The organism is Helicobacteraceae bacterium, from assembly GCA_031258155.1.
In the GTDB taxonomy this organism is placed as follows: Bacteria; Campylobacterota; Campylobacteria; order Campylobacterales; family SZUA-545; genus JAIRNH01.
The window spans coordinates 1-24,141 of record JAIRNH010000053.1; the positions used below are offsets into that span (position 1 = coordinate 1).

21 protein-coding genes and 1 pseudogene are annotated in these 24,141 nt (G+C 49.4%); 14 read left to right on the forward strand and 8 right to left on the reverse strand.

Annotation, left to right across the window (positions count from 1 at the left end):
- Positions 1-762: hypothetical protein (locus LBF86_06920; GenBank protein MDR0665235.1), on the forward strand; the 762-nt coding region annotated here is incomplete at its 5' end.
- A gap of 1 nt (position 763) precedes the next feature.
- Here the strand turns inward: LBF86_06920 and LBF86_06925 are convergent.
- From LBF86_06925 to hemL, 4 genes are read right to left on the reverse strand one after another with little or no spacing between them, the layout of a single operon-like run.
- Positions 764-2,101, reverse strand: a complete 1,338-nt coding sequence (locus tag LBF86_06925; GenBank protein MDR0665236.1) for a PhoH family protein — start codon at positions 2,099-2,101, stop codon at positions 764-766.
- An 8-nt stretch (positions 2,102-2,109) separates the two neighbouring features.
- Positions 2,110-2,643 carry a hypothetical protein gene (locus tag LBF86_06930; protein ID MDR0665237.1) on the reverse strand — a complete coding sequence of 178 codons (534 nt, stop codon included), beginning with the start codon at positions 2,641-2,643 and terminating at the stop codon, positions 2,110-2,112.
- Complete coding sequence (locus tag LBF86_06935) at positions 2,640-2,918, reverse strand: AtpZ/AtpI family protein (protein ID MDR0665238.1); 279 nt, start codon at positions 2,916-2,918, stop codon at positions 2,640-2,642. Before LBF86_06935 ends, LBF86_06930 begins: the two co-directional genes overlap by 4 nt.
- Positions 2,908-4,182, reverse strand: coding sequence for a glutamate-1-semialdehyde 2,1-aminomutase (hemL, locus tag LBF86_06940; GenBank protein ID MDR0665239.1), 1,275 nt, complete (start codon positions 4,180-4,182; stop codon positions 2,908-2,910). Before hemL ends, LBF86_06935 begins: the two co-directional genes overlap by 11 nt.
- Positions 4,183-4,297: 115 nt before the next feature.
- Between hemL and LBF86_06945 the strand changes: the two genes are divergently transcribed.
- The 9 genes from LBF86_06945 (at position 4,298) to LBF86_06985 (ending at position 15,739) form a co-directional block, all read left to right on the forward strand.
- Complete coding sequence (locus LBF86_06945; GenBank protein ID MDR0665240.1) at positions 4,298-5,149, forward strand: phosphate/phosphite/phosphonate ABC transporter substrate-binding protein; 852 nt, start codon at positions 4,298-4,300, stop codon at positions 5,147-5,149.
- Positions 5,146-7,536: an EAL domain-containing protein gene (locus LBF86_06950; protein MDR0665241.1), complete on the forward strand. Its 2,391-nt coding sequence runs from the start codon at positions 5,146-5,148 to the stop codon at positions 7,534-7,536. The genes LBF86_06945 and LBF86_06950 overlap by 4 nt, the downstream gene beginning before the upstream one ends.
- Positions 7,517-9,616: an EAL domain-containing protein gene (locus tag LBF86_06955; GenBank protein ID MDR0665242.1), complete on the forward strand. Its 2,100-nt coding sequence runs from the start codon at positions 7,517-7,519 to the stop codon at positions 9,614-9,616. The genes LBF86_06950 and LBF86_06955 overlap by 20 nt, the downstream gene beginning before the upstream one ends.
- A complete protein-coding gene (locus LBF86_06960; GenBank protein ID MDR0665243.1) occupies positions 9,613-10,170 on the forward strand; it encodes a DUF2062 domain-containing protein in 558 nt (185 codons plus the stop codon). The genes LBF86_06955 and LBF86_06960 overlap by 4 nt, the downstream gene beginning before the upstream one ends.
- On the forward strand, positions 10,167-10,379 hold the full coding sequence (locus tag LBF86_06965; protein ID MDR0665244.1) for a hypothetical protein: 213 nt from the start codon (positions 10,167-10,169) through the stop codon (positions 10,377-10,379). The genes LBF86_06960 and LBF86_06965 overlap by 4 nt, the downstream gene beginning before the upstream one ends.
- Positions 10,370-11,218, forward strand: coding sequence for a tRNA 5-methoxyuridine(34)/uridine 5-oxyacetic acid(34) synthase CmoB (cmoB, locus tag LBF86_06970; GenBank protein ID MDR0665245.1), 849 nt, complete (start codon positions 10,370-10,372; stop codon positions 11,216-11,218). Before LBF86_06965 ends, cmoB begins: the two co-directional genes overlap by 10 nt.
- 12 nt (positions 11,219-11,230) lie before the next feature.
- The gene (locus LBF86_06975; GenBank protein MDR0665246.1) at positions 11,231-11,710 is read left to right on the forward strand and encodes a PaaI family thioesterase; all 480 of its coding nucleotides are present in this window, start codon (positions 11,231-11,233) and stop codon (positions 11,708-11,710) included.
- Positions 11,711-12,020: 310 nt separating this feature from the next.
- Positions 12,021-14,537, forward strand: coding sequence for a TonB-dependent receptor plug domain-containing protein (locus tag LBF86_06980; protein MDR0665247.1), 2,517 nt, complete (start codon positions 12,021-12,023; stop codon positions 14,535-14,537).
- A gap of 17 nt (positions 14,538-14,554) precedes the next feature.
- A complete protein-coding gene (locus LBF86_06985) occupies positions 14,555-15,739 on the forward strand; it encodes a PepSY domain-containing protein (GenBank protein MDR0665248.1) in 1,185 nt (394 codons plus the stop codon).
- Between the two features lie 916 nt (positions 15,740-16,655).
- Here LBF86_06985 and LBF86_06990 read toward each other — a convergent pair.
- The 3 genes from LBF86_06990 to LBF86_07000 form a co-directional block, all read right to left on the reverse strand.
- Positions 16,656-17,516 carry a hypothetical protein gene (locus LBF86_06990; GenBank protein ID MDR0665249.1) on the reverse strand — a complete coding sequence of 287 codons (861 nt, stop codon included), beginning with the start codon at positions 17,514-17,516 and terminating at the stop codon, positions 16,656-16,658.
- A gap of 236 nt (positions 17,517-17,752) precedes the next feature.
- Positions 17,753-18,247: a phage virion morphogenesis protein gene (locus tag LBF86_06995; protein MDR0665250.1), complete on the reverse strand. Its 495-nt coding sequence runs from the start codon at positions 18,245-18,247 to the stop codon at positions 17,753-17,755.
- Positions 18,248-18,366: 119 nt separating this feature from the next.
- On the reverse strand, positions 18,367-19,398 hold the full coding sequence (locus tag LBF86_07000) for a hypothetical protein (protein ID MDR0665251.1): 1,032 nt from the start codon (positions 19,396-19,398) through the stop codon (positions 18,367-18,369).
- Positions 19,399-19,510: 112 nt separating this feature from the next.
- Between LBF86_07000 and LBF86_07005 the strand changes: the two genes are divergently transcribed.
- The 3 genes from LBF86_07005 to LBF86_07015 all read left to right on the forward strand — a co-directional run bounded on the left by LBF86_07005 (position 19,511) and on the right by LBF86_07015 (position 20,734).
- On the forward strand, positions 19,511-19,771 hold the full coding sequence (locus LBF86_07005) for a helix-hairpin-helix domain-containing protein (GenBank protein MDR0665252.1): 261 nt from the start codon (positions 19,511-19,513) through the stop codon (positions 19,769-19,771).
- 209 nt (positions 19,772-19,980) lie between these two features.
- Positions 19,981-20,433 (forward strand): hypothetical protein, encoded by a 453-nt coding sequence (locus LBF86_07010; protein MDR0665253.1) that lies wholly within the window; start codon positions 19,981-19,983, stop codon positions 20,431-20,433.
- 139 nt (positions 20,434-20,572) lie between these two features.
- Positions 20,573-20,734 carry a hypothetical protein gene (locus LBF86_07015; protein ID MDR0665254.1) on the forward strand — a complete coding sequence of 54 codons (162 nt, stop codon included), beginning with the start codon at positions 20,573-20,575 and terminating at the stop codon, positions 20,732-20,734.
- A gap of 502 nt (positions 20,735-21,236) precedes the next feature.
- Here the strand turns inward: LBF86_07015 and leuB are convergent.
- Positions 21,237-22,334: a 3-isopropylmalate dehydrogenase gene (gene leuB, locus LBF86_07020; GenBank protein ID MDR0665255.1), complete on the reverse strand. Its 1,098-nt coding sequence runs from the start codon at positions 22,332-22,334 to the stop codon at positions 21,237-21,239.
- A 914-nt stretch (positions 22,335-23,248) separates the two neighbouring features.
- Here leuB and LBF86_07025 point away from each other — a divergent pair.
- Positions 23,249-23,791 (forward strand): annotated as a pseudogene (locus LBF86_07025) (methyl-accepting chemotaxis protein).
- The last annotated feature ends 350 nt before the right edge of the window (positions 23,792-24,141 follow it).

Sequence of the window (24,141 nt, forward strand, 5' to 3'; positions counted from 1 at the left end):
TTAAGCCAACGTTTGCCCCTAGATGTGGGCGTCGATCCTAATTCAGTGAAGGTCGGCGAAATTACGCTGGACGATACGGTTCAGGCTCCCTATACCGCCTATCTTCCCGTAACCGTTACCGGAGAAGGAAGATTCTATTTTGAGGGCAAGATAACCATTGAAGCCCCAGGTGGGGAACTTTTTGATAATGGCGAATCGGTTTGGACGGAAGCGACTAACGACTTTAGCGTCTTTGCGTTTGAGGGGAAATTTTTCATGGGAAGTAGCAGCGGCGGAGGATTTAATAAGGCGGTTGCGAAAATACTGCAACAGAATGACGAATATATCGCGCTTAGAGACAAACGTTATGAAGCTGAAAACGGAACGCTAAAAGCGCAAACCTTTTCCGACGAGGAAAAAAGCAGGCTGAGACAGTTGGAGGATCAAGCTGATAAAGAATTGCGCAAAAGATATTATGAGCGTTACCCGATTCAACCCAAACCCCAACAAAGGATTATGCAGCCCCAATCCTTTGAATCCGCGCCCAATAAAGGCGAAACGGTAACGCTTAGCGTTAATTGGTCTGCCAACGATAGTTACGCGTCGTTTCTTCCGGTAAATGGCGCGGCAATAACCATTATCAACAACGCAGACGGCAAAGAATTTGCCTCCGGAGTTATCAACAGCGGCAAATATAGCTTTGTCTCTCCCGATAACGGCGAACGGTTAGCGAATTTGCGAGATATGACAACTCCGACCCAACGCCAACATTACATGCGTTAAGCTACAAATTTTGCCCAAACCAGCGCGAAATATCAGACCTAATCGTATTGCGAAGCAGAACGCCCGCGACAAAATCGCTGATATGCGCCTTTTTTAGCAGCGTAACCAATCCGTTGCGATCCTGCGTTAGATAGGGGTTATCCACCTGTTCCAAATCGCCCATAAACACAATGCGCGATCCTTTGCCAAGCCTCGTGCCAAGCAGCTTTATATCGGCGATCGAGGCGTTTTGCGCCTCGTCGAAAATCACGAACTTACGCGAGATAGTAACGCCGCGCGCGTGGGCTAGATCGACCATCTCTATATTGTTTTTCTCCATAAAGCGTTTGGTGGCGGCTTTGCTCTCCATCGTGTTAACGTCGCCGCCGTATTCGATCGCGTTTTTAATAGATTTTTTACGAAGCTCCTCGATAATTAGGTTTATGGCGCTAAAAAGCGGATACATAAAATAGCTAAGTTTTCTCTCCTCGTCGCCCGCGCGATACCCCAGCCGCTCGGCGCTTGAAACCGCTTCTACGGTGTTTCTTAGATATACGATCCCATCTACGATCTCCTGTTCGCACAGCATAAGCCCCGCCTGCAAAGCCATCAGCGTTTTGCCGCTACCCGTGCTGCCGCTTACCGCCGTTACCTTGTTTTGCGGGTGGGTTAGTATGCCGAGCATAAACTTTTGCTCCAGATTATGCGGCGCGACTACAAGCGCGGGACTTTCGTAAAGTTTGTCGAAAAACAGCTCCTCTTTGCGCCCGCTCACGTCGATATAAAAACGGGGTCGCCCGTTTTCGTCGGTCTCTTCGTATTGAGCCCATTCGGTTTTGCTGGCGTTTGGGTTGTTCGCGCCCTGTTTGTGAAAGAACTCAAGGCTCTTATAGTCGCTTACCGTATCCTCGTAAAACGATTCGGTTTTTACGCCTCGCGTGAGCGCGATGATCTTTAGCGATATATCGTTGGTGATCAGCTGAAGAGCGTAACTTTTCGCGATCTCTAGGATTTTCAGATCGTTGCGATCGTTTTGCTCGTCGTAACGCTCGCGGTGGATCACGACAAGTTTCAGTCCGCCTTTATCGCCGCCGCGTTCGCAGGCAAATTCGTAGAAGTGATCGCCCTCTTTTATCTCGCCTTTTAGCTTCGCGCCCGCTTTGGCGACGCTGCCGATAAAAATGCGAAAGAACGCGCGCGCGAAAAAACCGATATTAGCGCGCTCGACCTTTTTGCGATCTAACTCCTCTAGCACGACGTTGGTGATATATAGGCTGTTTTCGCCTCCTGCGGCTAACGAGTAGAGATTGTCGGGGTTGTCGAGTATAACCGAAGTGTCGATCAAAAAACGTTTTCTCAATATAGTTCCTATTGCCTTTCGCTCGTTTTAGCAATTCGCGTTCCGATTAACGCGAAAATTAGCGCGGAGATAGGCAGCGCCGACAAGCCGATAAGAAACGGCGCGGGCAGAAATACGCCGTTTGCGCGAAGCGCGAAAAACGCCAAAACCAGCGCCGCGTAGCCGATAATCCTAATTGGCGAAAACGAGCTTGCCGCGTAGAAGGCTTTGGTTTTAAGCGGGATTTTAGCTTTCGCCCCGTTCGCGTCCGTTTCGGCGAGATCGTTTTTCGCTTTGGTCGCGTCGTCTATGGGCGCGTCCTCTTCGTAAAGCCCCTCTTTGTCGTCGATCGTATCCAAAACGCCGTCGCTCTTGGCGCGTAGAACCATTCCGCGATAGGAGATAAACGAGGCGATCGCCGCGCAATACGCGCCAAACGCCGCCGAAAGCGCGTTGATCGCGTGCCAAACGCCGCCAAACAGCGCTAAAGCGCCCGCGATCAAAACGCTTACGACAGCAAACGGAACGCTAAATCTTACGACGATACTTTCCCGCGCCGTCAATCTTCATCCTCTTCGTCGTCCTGTTTTTTATAGCGCGGATTATTTTCTAGCTCCTTCATCGATCGGTTTAGCTTCCCGATCGCCTTAACGAGATTCAAGATCGCCGCGCTTACGCCCCAAAACACGCCAAGCCATAAAAGCCACTCGTAGCCAAGCCACTCCCGCAAGCCGTAGCCGATCCCAAAGCCGATCGCCACCGCGACCACCATCGATAGCGCCAAGCTCAGATCGCCCGCGCCCTCGATAATCTGTTTTATCGGCGATTTATCGCTCAAAAGCGTTTCCCGCGGCGTTTATCGCCTCGTCGATCGCCTCGTCGCTTGTGGCGATCGAGATAAAGCCCGTTTCAAACTGGCTTGGCGCGAGATATACGCCGCGCTTTAGCATGGCGGCGTGAAACGCGCCAAAACGCGCCGTATCGCTTTTTAGCGCGTCGTCGAAGTCGCGAACGGGTCGCTCGTTGAAAAAGAAACCAAACATCGAGCCTCTAAACTCCGTCTGCAACGCGACGCTCGCCGCTTTTGCCGCTTTTGCAAAACCCTCGGTCAGCCTTTTTGCCCGCGCGCCAAGCGTTTCGTAGAAGTTTGGCGTATCGATAACGGTCTTTAGCGTAGCGATCCCCGCCGCCATCGCGACTGGATTGCCGCTTAGGGTGCCGGCTTGATACACCTCGCCGATCGGCGATAGATAGTCCATAATCTCCGCTTTCGCGCCGAGCGCCGCCGCGTTCAGACCGCCGCCGATAACTTTGCCTAAGGTTACTATGTCGGGGCGAACCTCCGTAAAAGCGCACGCGCCGTTTATGGCGGCTCTAAACCCGCTCATCACCTCGTCGAAAATCAGCAACGCGCCGTTTTTATCGCACAGCGATCGTAACCCGCGCAAAAACGCTTCGGCGGCGGGAACTAAACCCATATTGCCCGCGATCGGCTCGATTACTACGCAGGCGATCTCGCCTCCTCGCTCGGCAAAGAGCCTTTCCGCGCTCGCTATATCGTTGTAATCGGCGATTAGCGTTCGCCTAGCAAACTCCGTTGGAACGCCAAGAGAGCTTGGCGATCCGAACGTCGCCGCGCCGCTCCCCGCTTCGACCAGCAACGCGTCGCTATGCCCGTGATAGCACCCTTTGAACTTCACGACTAGATCGCGTTTGGTTACGCCGCGAGCAAGCCGCAAAGCGGTCATAACCGCTTCCGTGCCGCTACTGACAAAGCGAAGTTTTTCTAAGAATGGATACGCAAAAAGGATAAGCTCCGCCAATTCGCTCTCAAGAAGCGTCGGCGCGCCGAAACTTAGCCCTTTTTTAGCCGTTTGAACAACCGCGTCAATCACGGCGGGCGCGGCGTGTCCTAGTATAAGCGGACCCCAACTTTGCACAAAGTCGATATAGCGGTTATTTTCTATATCGTAAATATAGCCGCCTTCGCCGCGATCGATAAAAGGCGGAACGCCTCCTACGCTTTTGAAGGCGCGCACGGGGCTATTAACGCCGCCGGGGAAGAGTTTTTGCGCCGCGGCGAAGGCGGATTGATTGGTAATCTTCATAAAGTATCCCCTAAAATATAACGGCGATCGCGTTAAACGCGGATCGCTCAAATTTTGAATTTTGGCGTATAATGCGCGTATTATATGATCGCTCGGTTAAGGATGCGCGGTGAGTTTTGCGGCTAAGGTTTATATCTGCCTATCGCTTTTATGCTACTCGGCGTTTGCCGCCGCCGAGCCCGAAAAAGCCAAACCTGTCGTTAAATTTGGAATAGCGCCGTTTAGTTCGGCGACGAATCTTGTGAAAACGCATCGCCCTTTAAGAGATTATTTAAGCCGGCGGCTTGACGCGGCTGTGATCATATATACCTCGGCGGATCACGAAACGTTTTTGAGGGACGGAATTGAAGGAGATTTTGATTTGATTACTACGCCCCCGCATTTTGCGCCGTTTTTTTATGAGAAAGGGTATATTCCACTAGTTAAATATAAAACGCCCTTAGATTTAATTTTTGTAGTTCGTAAAGACGGCAATATTTCAAAAATAAGCGATCTAAAAGGCAAGCGAATAGGCATTCCCGAGTATCTATCGCTTTATCATATTGAAGGTTTGCGCTGGTTAAACGAGCATAAAAAAGAGATAGGCGGCGATTACGAGCTGGTAACGGAACCCGGACACGCCGCCGCTATTGCGGCGACGGCGGCGAATAAAACCGACGCCGCGGTGACCGGAACGCCGCCGTTTAACGTTGTAGCTAGAAACTTTGTCGAGTTAAGGGCGATTACGCTCAAGAATGTAGTTCTTCCGCCGTTGATAACGATGGCTAATAAGTCGCTTGGCGACGAAACAATACGGCAAATGTCAGACGCGCTGAACGCGTTTGAGACCACCGAAGAGGGAGCGGAGTTTTTTAGCTCTCTTGGCTACGGCGGATACGAGCGCGCGGGGGTTTCCGACATACAATCGGCGGCTAAGGCGTTCAGACCGTATATAGAGCAGGCGTTAAAGGATAAACGATGATTGGCTACTGGCATAGCTCGATCCGCGCAAGACTCCTTTTTGGAGTCGGCGTCGTTTGCACTATCGTGTTCCTCGTTGTAACCGCTAACGGAGCGCGTTTGATAAACGACAACATGAACAAAGAGTTCGAGTCTAAAATCCGCGCGCTGGCAAACGTTTATTGCGTGTCGGCGATCGCCCCGCTGATTCGACGCGACTATGCCGCGCTACGCGATATAATCGCGGCGATCAGCGAGTCGGAAGACGTAAATTACATAGTGGCGACCGACGCCGATAGAAAACCTGTCGCCGCGATCAATAGAGATCTAAACGAAACGTTGCCGCAGGCGGGAATTTTCGACGACGGCTATACGCTGGTCAAAGAGCTTCCCGTCGAGTTGGAAGGCGAGATATACGGCTATCTTTTCGTCGCTTTTTCCACCGCGCTTATCGCCGAAGCCGGCGACGAGATGCTAGAGCAGGGAGCCACGATCGGCGTAGCGGGGCTGATCTTAATGCTGGCGGGAGTCAGTATTATCGTTTTTCGTTTGACGCGCGTTTTGTCGCGGCTTACTTACGCCGGACATAAGATCGGCGAAGGAGACTTCGAGGCTCGCGTTCCCGTTTCGGGCAAAGACGAAATCGCGGAACTCGCTTGTATTTTCAACGCTATGGTGGATAAAGTTCAGTCGTATATCCGTAGTTTAAGAAACAACGAGCAACGATTTCGAGCGATCGCTGATTACACATACGCTTGGGAGAACTGGTTTGGCGTGGACGGACAGCTCGAGTGGGTTAATCCCGCCGTAGAACGGATCACGGGCTATACGCCAAACGAGTGCATGCAGATGCGCGACTTTCCGCTTTCGCTGGCGCACCCGCGCGATATTATGATCGTCAAACGGCAACTTCAGCAGGCGCAAAACGGACAGAGCGGGCGGGATTTAGAGTTTAGAATTCGCAACAAACGGGGCAAGGACGTATGGGTGGCGGTTTCGTGGCAACCTATTTTCGCCGCCGACGGCAAGAACTTAGGTTATCGATCCTCCATACGCGACATAACCGTTCAACGCACGGCGACGGAAGAGCTTATGTACCAAGCCGATCACGATCTGCTCACGGGACTTAGCAACCGCCGCGCTTTTGAGCGGCAACTGAAAACGACGCTAGAATGGGCAAAAAGCGATAAGCGATCGGTAGCGGTGTTGTATATAGACCTTGATCAGTTCAAGGTGATTAACGACGCGAGCGGACACATAGCGGGCGATCAGTTGCTAATCAACGTAGCCAAATTGCTCGCAAGTCATACCGCTTACGGCTTTTTCGCGCGAATGGGCGGCGACGAATTCGCCATTTTGTTCCGCGATCTAGATTATTTGGAAGCTATGCGGCGCGCCAACGCCATTTTAGACGAGATGCGCGACTACACCTTCTCTTTCGGAGGGCGGTCGTTTAAGATCGGTCTTTCGATAGGCGTCGTTATCGCGAGCGCAAATACCAACTCGCTGACCAAAATTCTTATCGCCGCCGACACCGCTTGCTACGCCGCTAAAGAGCGCGGCAGGAATCAAGCGGTTTTCTACGACGAAAACGACGAGTATTTCAAGATACGCAACGAGGAGTTTAGCTCCGTAACCAACATAAACACGGCGCTCGCCCAAGGACGCTTTACGCTCTACTTCCAGCGCGTAGAGCCTATTCAAGACGGCGATAAAAAACACGCGGAGATTTTAATCCGTCTAAGAGACGCAAGCGGCGCGATCCAATCGCCAGAAAGGTTTATCGGCGCCGCCGAACGGTTTAACCTAATGCCGTATATCGATCGCTGGGTAATCGACAGCGTATGCCGACAAATAGCGGACTGGGACGAAAACAACGTTATCTACGACGTGTATCGTTTCGCGATTAACGTTTCAGGCGCGAGCCTATCGGACAAAGATTTCCCCGAATACGTCGCCCAGTGCATAAAAAAATACGGGATCAACCCCGATCGCTTGGTGTTTGAAATTACGGAGTCGTGCGCCGTAGCGCAGCTGAATCTCGCGCAAGCCTTTATAGAGCGGGTGCATATGTCGAACGCCTTTTTGGCGCTAGACGATTTTGGCAGCGGCTTATCGTCGTTCGCCTACCTCAAGCAGTTCAAGGTTGATTATCTCAAGATAGACGGCAGATTCGTAAAGAATATCGACAAGGACAAATACGATTGCGCCGTCGTGGAATCGATGGTGCAGATTGCGGGGGCATACGGGCTTAAAACCGTAGCCGAGTTCGTATGCAACGAGGCGATCTACGATATTGTGCGAAACATGGGGGTTGATTACGCGCAGGGTTACGCCTGCCACATTCCGGAGCCGCTAATCAATCTGATCCGTACTGAAAAGGATGTTAATGGGAAAAACAAGCAATAGGTTTTTAAGCGCGGTAAAGGCGAGAGAGCCAAAATGGGGCGCGGTTAGCTCGACGTTGTTTTTCGAGCTATGCCCTCTGCCCCTATGCGTTACAAGGGCGAGAGACGGGTTGATTATCGCCTTCAACGACGCTTTTGTCAACCTCGCCAATATGAGTAGGGACGATCTACTAAAAACCAATACTATGGCGTTTGGCGTTTGGCGCGACGAATCGGCGAGGTTGGATTTTGTCGATAACGTTGTGAAAGACGAAGATCAGTCTAGCATTATCGTAGATAAAAACAAAGACGGCGTTTTTAGTTATTATAAAATACGCTCCGCGCCAATCGTCGTAAATATGGAGCAGGCGATAATCTCGTGTTTGTCCGAAGCGACCGAAGAGGTTGTGACGAGATCTCGTTGCGAGAGGACGGCTAAACGTTTTGAAGAGCTTTCCGACGCGATGCGCGACTGCTATTTTTGTTGCGATATAAGCGGACGGTTTACCGATCTGAACATCGCGATGTGCATGTTGCTGGGATATAGCGAAAACGAGCTACTCTCTTTAACGTTTAACGATATATTGTCCTCCGGACGCTATTGGCGGGATATAGAGACGCTTTACGCGCAGACCTATAATCTTGTCTATGCCGAAACGATAGAGCAAGAGTGGCTAAAAAAAGACAGAACCGTCGCGCACATAGAGGTTTGCCTGTTTGTTTTAAAAAACGGCAAGGGGGAACCGAGCGGGTTTTGGGGCGTGGCTAGAGAAACTAGCGCGTATTCGGCAAGCGAAAAGACGTCTAAGCACGGTTTATACAGCGATCAATTGACGGAACTTCCAAACCGCGCTTGGCTTACGGAGCGCTTGAATAGAATGATCAGACGTTCGCGCATCGCCAAAGAGAAGATCGCGATCCTGCTTGTCGATATACACCGCTTTAGGCTTGTCAACGACGCTTACGGCTATGGTTTTGGCGACGCGGCGCTTAAAGAGCTGGCAAACCTAACGGACTCCTTGCTTAGAACTACGGATCTGCTCGCGCGCTTTGACGGCGATAAGTTTATGGTCGTAGTCGGATCGCAGCCGATCGAGCGCGGCGTTTTAAGCGTGTTGAGAAGATTCTTAAAAATGTTCGGCGAGCCCATCGCGATAAGGAATCAGAAAATCAAACTTTCGGCGCGTATCGGCATAGGCGTTTTCCCCGCCGACGGCGAGGACGTAGAATCGTTAATTAAGCGCGTAGAAGAGACGCTAAGCAAGATCGTTATTAAAAACGAAAGCGTGTTCCGGTTTGTTTCCGACGAGCTAGACGCGAAAGTTCACGATCGATTTCACGTAGAAAAGATGCTTTCAAACGCTATTTTGTCCGATCAGATTATCGCTCGCTATCAACCGATCAACGCGTTTTTGCCCGACGGCGCGTATTATATAGTCGGCGCGGAAGCATACGCTAGATGGTCGCAACCTACGGGCGAACTTTCGCCAAATCATTTTATGGAGATAGCCGACGAGCTTGGCGCGTCGGCGGGCATTGATCGCAAAATATATGAAATCGCGTTAGGCGATCTATCGGAGTGGATTAAAAACGGTCTGGAAATTAAGATCACAATCAATCTTTCTCAAGGTTCGCTAGAGGATTCCACTTTCGCGAAATGGGCGATCGCGTTAGCCAAGAGCAGGAATATCGATCCTAAAATGATATGTTTCGACGCGCGTTATAACTCGTTGGTTTGCGACAAGCAATCGGTATATAAAACCGTTTCCGAGTTATGCGCCGCCGGATTTGATTTCTGCGCGGACGATTTTGGCGAAGAGACGTCGCTGTTATCTAGGCTAAAAAAGTTGGGCGTGAGCGCCGTGAAGGTTGCGCCTAAGCGGTTGCGCTTCATAAAAGAAGAGGGGTATAACTCGCTGCAATCCATAAAGATGTCGGCGCGTTCGATAGGGCTTGAGTTGCGCGTCGCCGGCATAGAGGACGAATCGTTGGAGCGCAAGGCAAATGAAGCGGGAGCGCAACTAAGGCAGGGTTTTTTATACGCGAAGGCTATGAGCGCGGAGGAGATTGTTAAATACGCGCGGGAGCAAAGACTTAAATGAGTTTAGCCTCGCAGCGCCTTTCTCCGCGTATCTGGCGCAGAACGCCGATCGGCAAATGGCTAAAGGCGATTCCGCGCAAAAAACAGCTTCAAGGAACTTGGCTACATAGAAAGCTAGGCGATAAGCTGCTAAGAACCGAGTATTGGGAGCCAAGTAAGGAGTCGATCGCTAAAGGTTTTGCGATCGGCTCTTTCTGGGCGATGATCCCTATGCCCTTTCAAATGATTCCAAGCGGGATATGCGCCGTTTTTTTACGCGCGAACGTGCCGTTAGCGTTACTAGGCGTTTGGATTACCAATCCGATTACGCACCCCTTTATCATCGCTTTTCAGCTATGGTTTGGCGAATGGCTGTTAAACGCGCCAAGCTCGTTAAGCGTTTTGCAAAACGAAGGGCTTTTGGCGCTGCTTCGCCACGCGCCCGCGCCGATTGTAACGGGCGCGCTGGTCTGCGCTCTGATCTGGTCTGCCGTCGGCTTTTTTATCGCGCGGTTTTGTTACGACGTAGCAGTCAAAACGATTGTGAAATCCTACGAAAAGCGGCGTCAAAAATGAGGTTTTTTATCCTCGCGTTTTACGCCGCGTTTCTGTGCGGGTGCGTAAGTTTTAACGAGTGCGGCGTCTCGTCGCGCTACTATAGCGACTGCGTGGAGGGCTACGACGCGCAAGGCGTTTATTTCAAGAAATGCCCATACAACAACGTATATGATCGCTGCGACAAAAAAGAGGAGATAGATTTAGAGGATTGTCTAAATTGCAACTAAATTCGCGCCTCGCCGAACTATCGCGAGCGATCGAGGCGCTTAATCCGAGCGCGCTAAGCGTAGAGATTGGCGACGTAATAGAGATTACGACCGCCGATCGGCAAAACTACGAGCCTCTGGCGCGATCGTTGAAGCCTTGGCGTAAGGGAGCGTTTAAGATCGACGATCTTTTTATCGATAGCGAGTGGAGAAGCCACGTTAAATATAATCTGATCGCCGCGCGTCTGGATTTGGAAAACAAAAGCGTGTTGGATCTAGGTTGCAATAACGGCTATTATCTGTTTAGAATGACGCAAAAGAAACCTAAAGAGCTGTTTGGCTTCGATCCGAGCGAGCGTTGTTTTCTGCAGTTTTCGTTTATCAACCGGTTTTTGAACGCGCCGATTACCTATCTGTTAAAAGGAACGCAAGATTTGGGCGGTTTTTCGGAGCGTTTTGACACGATCGCGTGTTTAGGCGTTCTGTATCACAGAAGCGATCCGATAGGGACGTTGAGAGCGATTAACGGCGCGCTTAGAAAAGGCGGCGAGTTGATTCTGGATACGTTGATTATCGAAAGCGGCGAAAGCGTCGCGCTTACGCCGATTGATCGCTACGCCAAAATGCCGAACGTATGGTTTATTCCAAGTTTGAAAGCGCTGGGCGCGTGGTTGGATAGAACTAAGTTTGCCGATATAGAGACGATCGCGATTAAGCCGACGGACGCGAACGAGCAGCGCAAAACCGATTGGATCGACGGCGAGAGTCTGGGCGATTTTCTCGATCCGCGCGACGATAGGCGAACGATCGAAGGTTATCTAGCGCCTATACGCGCCTATGTCCGCGCCGTAAAACGATAAAAGGAGACAAAGATGGCAAACGAGCCTATTGAAAACGAAGAATCCGTCGAAGAGGACGTTTTAGAGCGCGTCGGAATCGATCAAGAAAGTTTAGATCTTAGAACATATAACTTAATCAATCAAGTTATGTGCGGATACGTCGAGGATATTAAAGACGGATACGCCAAAACGCGTTTTATCGCCGTCGAAGACATGAGCGTCGATAAACGCGGACTGATTCATTCGGGCTTTGTCTTTAGCGCGGCGAATTTCGCGGCTGCGGCTGCGGTAAATAAATCAAACGTTATTACGGCGACGGCGCGTTGCAATTTTTTAGCGCCGCTAAAGATCGGCGACGAGGTCGTCTTTGAGGCGAACTCGCTACAAACCGCCACCCGCAAACGCACCGTAACCGTAACGGGGGCTATCGGCAAAATTAAAGTGTTTGACGGGGAGTTTTCATTGGTTATAACCGAACGCCACGCGCTTAGCCTAAATATAATAGATACTTAAACGGCGCCTGCTTTGCGAAGGAGCGCGCGGCGTTAAGCGAAAACGCTTCGCGCTAAGACGATCTGGCGCGACGGCGATAAAAATCGTCGCCAACGATCGTAACCGCGATGCGTTTACGCGGTTTTTCGCCCTGCCCAAATCCGCGTTTGCCGCATAAAAACAAAGCGCGATCGGCGTATGCCGTAGAAACCCGCTTTATTCAAAAGAACAGATAAATTGATGAAAAATTAAGCGCTTATTCGCGAACTATCTTTAAGCAAATAGTTGTATTATTAGCTCCGATATTCAATCCCAAAATCAGGAGTTTAAGATGTTTAAGCAACCGATTAAAGCCTTGGCTTTGGCTACGGCTTTATTTACGCCCACATTGGCGGACGACGGCGTTCCAAACGCGGAAAACAACGCGATCGACGACGTAAATCGAACGTCGGCGGGCGTTTCGGACGACGACGCAAGAGTGTTGGACGAAATCGTCATAACCGACCAAACGGGGGGGGGGGGGGGATTTGCAGCCTCAACGCGATCTATAACCGACGCGCTTCGATCTAATTCAAAAATCCAATACCAGCAGAACGCCAGAAGCGCTGGGCGCGGCGGCGAGATAGCGCCTCCAAAAATCTCCATTCGCGGCTCGCAACACTATGAGAACAACTTTCTGATAAACGGCGTTGGCAACAACAACAACATAGCCCCGGGCGGCATGGAAAGCAACGATCCAACGGGCTTTGCCTCCGGCGAAGCGCAGTCGATCTTTGTCGATACCAGCCTTGTGGAAAGCGTCGAGGCTTACACCGAAAATATCTCCGCCGAATACGGCGGCTTTACGGGCGGCGTGGTGGACGCTAAGCTGAAAGACGCGCGCACGGACAGATGGCATATTATGGCAAACCTCAGATATACCGAGGACGGCTGGGCAAAGTTTCATCTGAACGACGCGCAGAAAGATATAGAGTATCCCACCAACGAGAGCTATCAGCCGGAGTTTAATAAATACGACGGAGCGCTTTCTTTGGACGGTCCTATAAACGACAATCTAGGTCTTATGCTAAGTTACGGGCGGCAATACTCGAAAATCCCCCTGTATTCAGGATATAATCTGGTAAATCCCGACGGTAGCGCGTATAAAGAAAAACGGACGCAATACAGAGAAAACGAGAACTATCTAGTTAAGCTAAATACTGCGGGGTTTGACGGCTTTGAAGCCGATCTAACCGCGATCTACGCGCCATATACGCAATCGCTTTTCAGGGCAAACGTAAAAAATTCGGATTACGACGTTGAAAACGGCGGGCTTGACGTTATTCTTAATACGAAAAACGCGCTTAGCTTCGGCGTACTCAAAAACGCGGTAAGCTATAAGCATATGCATACGGGTATAAACAACGCCGAATATTACGCTTATACTTGGCGAACGACTCCAACGGGCGCGATAAATTGGAGTAGCGGAACTAACGCTCAAGAGGGATCGAGGGGCAACTCCGATATAACAAAATCGGATATTGGTATAAAAAGCGTTTTGCATCTTGACGATATAGACGCCAGCGAAACATCGCACGCAATTAAACTCGGCGTAGAAGCCGAATATACCAAAGCCAAATTAGACTTTGACGGCGGGATTACTTTTCAAAATCCAGAATTAAACGCTTCGGCGGTCGGCTCTAAAGAGGACGGCATAATCGCGGGCGAGCAATACGCGAAAACTAAATATGAATACGGGGCGCTCGAGCGATCAAAGGACTACTATACGGCGGCTCTGTTTGTGGAAGACGAGATAGCGATCGATAGATTTACGTTGCGTCCCGGGTTAAGAGTTTCCACCGATAGTTTAACGGACAATGTGGACGCGGCTCCTAGATTATTTGCCAACGCAGATATTTTTGACGACGGATTTTTGAATCTATACGGCGGATACAACCGCTATTACGGGACGCAGATATTAGCCTACGCGGTTTATGCCTATCAGGCGGATAGCTATACTCGCGCCGCGTACAACGCGCCGTGGGTTCTTGGAACGGCTTATCCTTCGATCTACGAGTATAAACACCTGAAAACGCCCTATTCGGACGAGTTCGCTGCGGGGACTTCCGCGAACGTAGTCGATACGCTGTTTAAAATAGAGTACGCAAACAGAAAGTATAGGGATCAAATTAAAGCAAAATATACATACGGCGTTTTGGGTCCAACCACGTTTGATTACTTGAATACAAACGATGGCAGAACGGATTATTGGGGAGTTACGCTAAGCGCGTCGAAAAGCTACGATATAGGCGGATCAAGGCATATATCCGAGTTTTCCGCGACGCGATCGGACACAAAAAGCAACATTGTAGGGCTAAAGGGATTCGGCTCAACCGTGCGTTCTCACGGAGCTAACGCGGTATCGCCCACCCACGTAACCTATAACGGCGAATTAAAACTACTCGACGATCTGCCCGCCTCGCAGTTCAACTCCCCATGGGTTGCAACATACTCGCACTTGGCGCAAATAGGCAACTCCTTGCGCGTAAGCGGCGTGGCGTTTTATCAAAAAGGCGGTAAGGGATTAAGGCTACTTTCTAGCGCTGGAGGAGAAAACGATCCAAGCGGTTTGCAAACAAGAGTTTTTGAAACCAAAAACTACAGAGACGTTTTTAACGTCGATCTGGCGGCGCATTACGATGTAAAACTCGGCGAGCATATATTAACGTTTGGCGTGGAAATACTTAATCTGCTAAATCGCAAAAACGATGCGAGCGGAACGGGCAATTCTGACTCGTTCAACACGACATACATAGACGAATACTCGATGGGCAGACAGTTTTACGCCAGTCTTAGATACGAGTATTAAGATATAAGCGCGATCGCTTGAAAAGATTTCGCGTTAAGAAGCTCTTATACTATATTCACTTGGTATTAGGGCTTGCATTTTGCGTAACGATTACTATCGTCGGCGTAACCGGAGCGTTATACTCATACGCCGACGATATAAGAGATTACGAGCGGGCGAAATATCTAAGCGCCCGCAAAACGACGGACGCTAAAGCGCTAAGCGTCGAAGAGATAAGCGCGAGATTTTTAGCGCAAAAACCGAGCGCGTCGATTAGGTTTTTCAGCGTTAGGAACCTGAAAGGGGATTTAAACCAAGTCGGCGTGTCCGCTTTTGAAAACGGCGGATTTAGCTACTATGAGGTAAACCAATACACGGGCGAAATAATCACGAACGGCTTAATAAGCGATAAGTTTTTTACCGCCGTAATGATATTTCATAGGTTTTTGAGTTTTGACGGGGTAAGCGCCGTTGGCAAACAGATAGTCGCCGCAACGACGATAGCCATTATGGTTTTGGCGATCGGCGGGTTTTTACTCTATCTGCCGACGCTTAAAAGACGTCTGTTTAAGAGTTTGCGAATAGAGTTTGAAGCTAAAGGTTATAAGTTTTTATATCAACTTCACGCGGTAGTCGGGGTTTTTACGCTTGTTTTTGTCGCGGTAATGTGTTTAACGGGGTTGTGGTGGTCTTATGAATGGTATAGAAATCTTTTAGTTTCTCTTGCTGGATCGGATAACGCGATCCGCGCGAGAATGGAGCGTCGGGAGATGGCAAGCGGCGATCCAAAGGAGATGCAAGAGACTTTCGATATAGCAAAAGAGATCGTAAGCGGTTACCGATCGTATTTTATTCGCGTCCCGTTTAAGGATATGCCCTACGAATTATCATATGCGAACGCTCGATACGGCGCTTATAATATGTTAAAAATTGACGTTCAAAACGCTAAGATTGTCTCCAAGGAGTCGTATCAAGACAAAACAATCGGGCAAAAGCTCATACAAAATATATACGCCCTGCACAGCGGGCAGTTTTTCGGCGAGATTGGCAAGGCTTTATGGGCGCTATCCTCGCTTGCTATGGCTCTGTTTAGCGTCAGCGGCGTTATGATGTATTACAAAAAAATCAAAAACCGCCGAAAAAACAGAAACGTTTCGCCGCGCCGCGCAAAGCGCGGCGTTCTTTTTCAAGCAGTGGGGAACTTGGGGGTCGGACGGCGCTAAAAGGAACAAATGCCCTAACGGCAAACTGCTCGCGGGCGAAATCGTTCAGCAACTACCGACGGATAGCTCGTTGTTTGGCTGATTTGGATGCAAAAGCGAGTTTCAGCGAATTTCGCTTCGCCCCTTCCAAAACCCAATCAGATAACAAAACCGCGCGCATGTTATAAAAGCTAAAATCTTTTCGAGATAAATGGACGCTTACCATAAAGCAATCGCGAGCGATCACATTAGTTAAACGCGACGAAAATACAAATACGAAAAACAATGAGCGGCGCTAACGCCAGAATAGATCGACCTATAGCGCTCGGCGTGAAAAACCCGTAAAAAAAGAGCGTCCCGCATAGATCGATCCATATCGTCGCAACGCCGGTAAATACGCGTTACGAGCGGGAATAAACGAAAGGAGTTTTTGTGCAAACAATAAATACCAGCATAGTCGGTTTATTCTCGGGTTTTGCCGCGACCGAATATATCAACTAGACAACGGAGAGCTATGGCGCCAAACTTCAACAGACATTAGTTCCGCCGCCAATATTAATCCTAACGCGATTATTAAAATCTCTAGCGGCAACGCCGTTATGACCGTTGAGGGAGAGGGGACGATAGAGGTTGAAAAGTTACCGTTCGGCTAGACGCGTTTAATCAATCCGCCCTCTGGCGGGATTTGCGGCGGGATGTTGCTCTCCCCGCCGCGCAATCTCCCCTAAAATCTCCGCTTTCACAAGCCTTCGAGGAGTCGATCGAAAGGTCGACTCCCCGTTTTTTTTGCGCTATAATTACGATGGGACGGGGTGGATGCCTCGCGCGCGCGGTTCGTATGCGCTTGGTTTGCCTGATAACTCGAAAAAAGCCCGCGAGCAGTCAAGCCTTATATCGCATACGGAGAGGGCGTTATTTCGCCGCCCGCTTAAACCTCTCAAATTGGCAACACGGTTTGTTTTTGCGGCGGGCATACGCTGTAAACTTTAACAATAAAATAGTTGGTTTCCGATATTTCTAACATATCGCGGTTAAAATAAACTTCCGTCCTCATGTCGGCGTCTAAGCTATCTCCGGACAAAATGCTAAACTCTCTATCCCTTAGCTTTTTCAGCCAGTCCTCGTCAAGTATTTTTGCCTCTATAGTTTTGTCGTGTATGATTGTCCACTTGCTGTCGCCAACCAAATCGGGCTTTTTAATTCTGAACTTAGATCGCGTTACAGAAGTACGCCACTCTATTTCAGGCAAATCCTTCGGATCGTAAATATACGGCGAATCTACCTTGTAGGTTTCGCCTTTAATAACAAATGTGGGCGGCGCGGCGAATTTCGAGGCAGACTCGCTAATGCCACTCATAGCTTTTAACAGTTTTTCTTTATTGAGCTTATATCCCATCTGTTTTAATTCGCCTGCCTCCAATTCGCTCGCGACCAACTCAATCGCTTGATCCGCTTTTTGTCGGTTGTTTAATTTGCTTACGCCTGATAGTATAAAAATTAAGCTTTTCTTTAGCCCAACCAGCAAATCGCCTAAAAGAGTTCTGGGGTCTAAAGCGTATCCCCTAAGTTTATCGTCTGGCATTTTCGTGATGATGTCTACAAGCCAAACTCTCAGGGAACCTTCCGATATTTTTTCAATAATGGCGTTTGTGGCTATATTAGTTGAAAACGACTGCGCGATAGCGTCGTTTAGATTGTCTATGGACTTGAAAAATTCGGATATTTGCTCAAAGACTTTCGCGGAGCCCGCGGTCTTATCGTATTCAACGTGAACCTCGTAAGCGTCAGCTTTGTTCATATCAAACCCTTATAATGTTCGCTTATTCTAAAGCAAATTTCCTTACGATAAAAGCGCGACAATAGTTTTAGATGATTGCGCGCTAGCGCTTTGCGCTTGATCGCGTGAAAACCCGCGCTATAATTTCGGCGGGACGGGGTGGATGCCTCACGCGCGCGGTTCGTATGCGCTTGGTTTAACCGATCTTGTAAAAATCCCTCAAGCGGTTACTCCTTATATCGCATACGGGTCAAGCGTTATTTTTTCTTACCTTCTAGCGCTTTGCGTAAAATCCCCTGTAAATCCTCGTCTATCTCCCGCGCTGTATTCGCCGCCAGATCGCCGTCCTCGTCGATCGGAAAAAACGGACGCGCCGGTATTAAGCTATTTTTCACGCTTCCATATTGATGGACGGCCGGGTAAGGGTATCCCTTTGCGCTCATTGCGGTCGTGCCAATCACCCGCTCGCCTTCGCCTACCTTTCGGCTGATGATTTTCTTTAGGTTGCCGCCGCGCTCCAATATCTTTTTCTTGCCGTATTTCTTTTTTTTATGTCTGGCGTATTCGGGATTTAAGCGCTTCCATTTTGCGCCGGTAAAAGGGCTTGCCTCTTTAGTTAGCGCGCGCCTTGTAGCATTGCCTATAACGGAGGTTATCCTAGCGGCTATAGCGTTTGCGTTGGTTACTTTGATTAGCTCCGCTAATGTGCGCCGTAATCTATCCATACCTTGTATTTCTATGCCGCTTGACATTTTTGCTCCTTCGCGCTAAAATTACGTAAGAAGCGCGGCGTAAGTCTCAAAGCGGGAGAGCGGCGTTTGGTAAAACATACGCGTGGTGCGGGTCTTCGATAACCGCCGTCGCGCTTCCCTCAATCTAAGCTCCCATAGATTAACTCGTATCTCGGCTCTTTCAGATTATGCTTTTCTACGATACCGGAGCTTACTAGCGTATTTCTGCGCGACGCGATTTTTGTTCTATTTTCGACCAAAACATAATTTACCTTCACAATCATTTTCGCGTTTTTACTCCCCGCAACGTCAAAAACATATAGGATATTTTCAAACTCTTTATCCCATAATACGGCTTTAGGGTTTTTTAAATAGTAAGGAATGCGTAACATTTGCTCCATAGAGAGCGCGGCTTCTCTTATAGTCTTCTCTTTTCTTGTTCCGTGTCCAAACTTCTCTTTAGTAATTACAATTATTGCGCTTAGCGGGACTTTACCTTTTTTCGCAAAATAATCAAACTCTCTTATACCCATAGCGCCGACCGCGATTGTCTCTACAGGGCTTTTACTCCCTATTCGCTCGCCTTTATCGTCGTAAAATAGTTTTGCCCACTCCCTATACGCCTTATCATCTACGCTCTCCCTCGCCGCCTCCAATACTTTGGCAACGTGCGATCTAGCCCAATCTTGCCCCCACTCTCCTTGTTGCGTATTGCGCAGAGCTTTAATCGCTCTGCTATACGCGCCGTCGGTTACGCTAACTAGCGGGTCGGTTGCGCCTACGTTGTAACCCCAATCTTTGTCGTTATTAGGCGCGTAAGGATGATCTAGCTTATAGCCGCCGCTCTTTGCCTGCCGCTCGGTTAGGCTTATTACATCGCATTTGCAGTTCCACGCGTTCGGCGGATACCATGTATTCCAAAACGGATCGTCTCTATGATATACGCGATTGTGCAAAGCGGCGTGCGACGCTCTTGTGTTCTCTAGGAGCGCGGACTTATACGCCCAATAGGGCGCAAGCTCGTCCTCCGCCAGCTCTTGCCTACGAGCTACCATATAGGCTACGCGGTCGTTTGTGGCGAATATAGTTTTTAGCCGCCTCGCGCCAACTAAATCTAATTGGTTTAAAGTAATTCGCCCACTCCCTTCCTCTCTCTTGCGTCCTTTCTTAATTTTAGCTTAGCTCTATCTCTCTCTTTACAATTATCTTATATTTGCCTATTATTTAATCATACATATTTCTTTAATCCGCGCTACGCTTTCTAATCTTAAACAAGGAGTTCCTATGTTTCTTCGTTTCTTCGCGCTTCTTGCACTTTTTTGCAATCTTCTTTTTGGAGTCGTTAATATCAATACCGCCGACGCTAAAGAGTTATCCTCTCTAAAAGGTATTGGAACGGTTAAAGCCGAAGCGATTATCGAGTGGAGAAACGCCAACGGCTCTTTCAAGTCAATCGACGAGCTAACTCAGGTTAAGGGTATCGGAGAAAAGACGCTAGAGGCTATCAAAGACGAGATTAGCGTAGAGGACAAGAGCGATAAGTAGCGTTTGCGATAGAGAGCGGTTTTGTAGTTTGGCTATAACGCGCAAACTATAAGCCAGCTCTCTTCTAAAGCGACTTTCAAATACGACTAGCGAAGGTTGTCTCTAATCTAGCGTCTGCGTTTTTTTTGCGTCGTTGAGTGTGATCAGAGCAGCGATTTTCAAAGCCGCTATATGCGCTTTGGCTTTTGACTCCGCCATGCCTATATTTTTTGTTCTTAGCAGACGCACAAATAGCGCGCCGCTATTTTGCTCCGATCTTAATTGGAGGCGTAGATAGCGGCGAAACTTGGCAGTATTACGCGGATGGAGCGTGGACGACCTATAGCGGAGATATAACCGACAAGGAGGCGATCTACGCCGTAGCCAACGACAGCGCCACGCTTAACGCGCTAGGCGAAGCAGACGTCGCGTTACTAATCCCGCCCGAAACGCTAGTTAAGCGTATTAGATTTTTAACGCTCCTTACGCAAGAGACTTTACAAAGCGCGACAATAACGCGATCCGTAAGCGTAGAGAGTATGCGCCGCGGACGATACGAGAGCGTTCCCGCCGCTCAATTTAGCGAAACGGTTAGCTTTGGCAATTTGGCGATTAAGTATATAGGCACAGCCGCTCTGGCAGAGCTACGGCTACTTATTAGCGTAAGCGAGGGCAAGAGGTGAGACGGAAAGAGGGGCGCAAGGGCTACGCTTCGCCTTGCATTTGCTTCCACGCGCCGCGGACGGCATATATGGTTACCGCAAGGAGTAGCGCGAATATTGGCAACGGTAAATTAGGCATAGCTAAAAACATAGGCATATTATGGCAGACCAAGAATTAAAAGTCAAGATAAGCGTCGATCCCGATACGGGCGCGCTAAAGATTGTTAGAACCGAGCTCGATCTGATAAATCGGGACGCGAAAAACGCGGGTAAAGGGATAGAGAGTTTAAGTCTGCTATTTTGCTTAGCGCTCGCCTTGTAGCTTTGCCTATAATAGCCGTTATCCTATAGCGGCTATGGCGTTTGCGTCGGTTACTTTGATTAGCTCCGCTAATGTGTTGCGGAGTTTATCCATACCTTGTATTGTTATGCCGTCGCTTGACATTTTTGCCTTTCGTTGCTATTATTAACGCAAGATTTTGGCTCTTACGCCAGAGGTAGAGCGGCGAGTCTGTAAAGGTTTGTGCTGTCGCAAGGATCGAAACTTGCAGAGCCAAAATCTCACTCACCGCTTCAGATCGCCTTCAATTATCTCGTAATCGACGCTATTTAGGTTTGCTGTCGGCGTTTTACCCGCCGTTACGATCGTATTACCTTTTTTGTATTAAGTTAAGCAGGATAGTCAAGTCAATAATTAACCTCTATCGCTATTTAGGATTTATAGGCTACGGACGCGGCATACGGGCGGTCAACACGCAAGCGAAAAGGCGGCGTTGATAAGCAAACTAAAGACGGACGAGCGTGCCCCTCGCAAGCGAGGGGGGCTAACCCTTTGCTATTAAATCGGCGATAATGTCGCCCATTTCAGCGGTATTGACTTTGCCATGCGCGCCAAAAGCGGCTATATCCGGCGTGCGATAGCCAAGTTTCAAAGCCTCTTTGACGGCTTTTTCTATCCGTTTTGCCGCGCCTTTTTCCCCGATCGCAAACTCGCACAGCATCGCGGCGCTCAAAATGGCGGCGATCGGATTTGCAATCCCTTTGCCCGCTATATCGGGCGCGCTTCCGTGTATCGGTTCGAAGATTCCGCCTTTTGCGCCCTGACTAGAGCTTGGCAACAAACCTATCGAACCGCTAATCATACTCGCCTCGTCGCTCAAAATATCGCCGAAAAGATTGCCCGTAAGGATCACGTCGAATTGGCGCGGATTGCGGACTAGTTGCATCGCCGCGTTATCCACATACATATGAGAAAGCTCCACTTGCGGATAATCTTTTGCGACGCGCGTTACGACCTCGCGCCAAACCTGACTAACCTCCAACACGTTGGCTTTATCGACCGAACAGAGCTTTTTACCGCGTCGCATAGCCGCCTCGAACGCGACTTTAGCGATCCGCTCGATCTCCATCTCGCTATAGACCATCGTGTTCCAACCGCGTTTGTCGTCTCTGCCGCGCGGCTGACCAAAATATATGCCGCCGACAAGCTCGCGAACTACAAGCAGATCAACGCCGCGAATAACGTCGTCTTTAAGCGGACTTGCGTCGATCAGCACGTCAAAAACCCTGACGGGGCGCAGATTAGCAAACGCGTCAAGCCCTTTGCGAAGAGCGAGCAGACCCGTTTCCGGACGCAGATCGCGCGGCAGATTATCCCATTTTTCGCCGCCGATCGCGCCAAATAAAACCGCGTCGGCGTTTTTGGCGCCTTCAAGCGTCGCTTTTGGGAGCGGCTCGCCTACCGCGTCGATCGCCGCGCCGCCCATCAGATATTCGTCGTATTTAAGGCTAAACCCCTCTTTTGTAGCCGCCGCGTTAAGCGATTTTCGCGCCTCGCGTATGATTTCAGGACCAATGCCGTCGCCGCTTATAACCGCAATGCCGTAAGTTTTCGCGCCGTTTTTTCGCTCAAGTTGTTTCATGGCGCGGATTTTAACAACGCGGCGCTTGAATTATTTATTTAACAGTAGTTAAAATACCAAAACAAAAGCCTAAGATGGAGGGATTTAGCATGTCGATTCTTGCTCGGCTCACCGTTTTTCAAAGATTCTTGTTTGTGATGCTTATCGGAGGAGGCGAGCTTGTAGTCGGCACGCTTGTGGGAGTGTTCGGGACTTATCAGGGCGGCGCTTCGATTGAAAAGATTATAGACGAGGCGATTATACCGCTGGAGAAACTCAGAACGCAAATCGAGGACGCGCAAAAAAACGCGATCGACCCCACCGTTATAAGGATACTTGAAGAGATAAAGAAAGAAAACGAAGATTTCTCCAAGCATGGCGAAGATCTTGCCAAAAAAGAATACGACGATTTGCTGACTACGCGGATTTTTATGATTGCGGCTGGCGCTTTTGGCGTGCTGTTTATCGTTTTTGTCGCGTTGATCGTCGCGATTTCAATTTTACGATCGCTTCGCGCTTTAGACGAAATAAACTCGTTTGGTTCGGATTTGACAAGGCGGTTGAAAACTGAGGGTAACGACGAGATCGCGAGGGCGGCGAAGTCGATCAACGCCTTTTTAGAGATGACGCGCAAATCGATCAGCGACGCGGAACAGAACGCGATTGAAAACGCAAAAATATCCGAGTTGCTACATATCGGCGCGGAACGGATCAACGCCTGTTCAAGCGACGAGTTTCAGCGCGTCGTAAGCGCGGAGCAAAAGGGTAACGCGGCGAAAGCGACGCTCGATCTGCTTAACGATCGGCTTTTGATCGGCGCGAACGCTCTTAGCGATTCGAGACGGATCACCAAAGAGGCGCGAGAAAAAATGAGCGATCTGTATAAAGCGGCAAAAATATCGACGCACGGCATAGAGGAGTTTGGCGACAGACTACGCGATCTGGTTTCGCAAGCCGAACAAACGCGCTCCGTTCTAAACGCGATAGGCGAGATCGCCGATCAGACAAATCTTTTGGCTCTTAACGCCGCGATCGAGGCGGCGAGAGCGGGCGAACACGGACGCGGCTTCGCCGTCGTCGCGGACGAAGTGCGCAAGTTAGCCGAGCGCACGCAAAATAGCCTAAGCGAAAGCTCGGTTACGATCGGCGTTATCACGCAGACAATCGAAACGCTTAGCGACGAAACGAAGAAAAATTCCAAACAAGCCGAAACGTTAAGCGAGTTAGCTGAAACGGTAAACAATAATCTAAGCGAAGCCTTAAACGGCGTGGAGAGCGCCGCCGAGATAGCAAACGAAGCGGCTACGAAAAGCAAGGAGACGGCGCAGAATATCTTGGAGCTTACCGATCTTGTTAAAACGATCAGCGATCTCTCGCAAGAGAATCAAAAAACCGTGAAAGCGATTGAAAGCGAGAGCTTGAATATGCGGGCATTGGGCGATAAACTTGGCAAACAACTATCGCGCTTTACTACTTAAGCGCGTTTGTCGCGGCGATTCAGCCGTTCTATACCCTTAATTCTGGGGCGACGTTATAACCGCGTCGATAATACGGCAATTGAATTATCCGTGTTTTTAAGGTCGCCTACGATTTTAAAACAAGGCGCGATCGCGCTTAAAGCGCTCGCAGGTTATGCTACGCAAAACTTTCTAAATCCTTAAATAAAGATCAATGATGAATATCAATAAATCTTCTCTCTCTCTCTCTCTCTCTCTCTCTCTGCTAAGCTAAAAACTCTTTTCAAATCCATTTTTGGCTTCGCTACGCCAAAAGAACGCTCCGAAATCTCCAAACATTACCGTCCCGATATTGACGGGCTTAGAGCCTT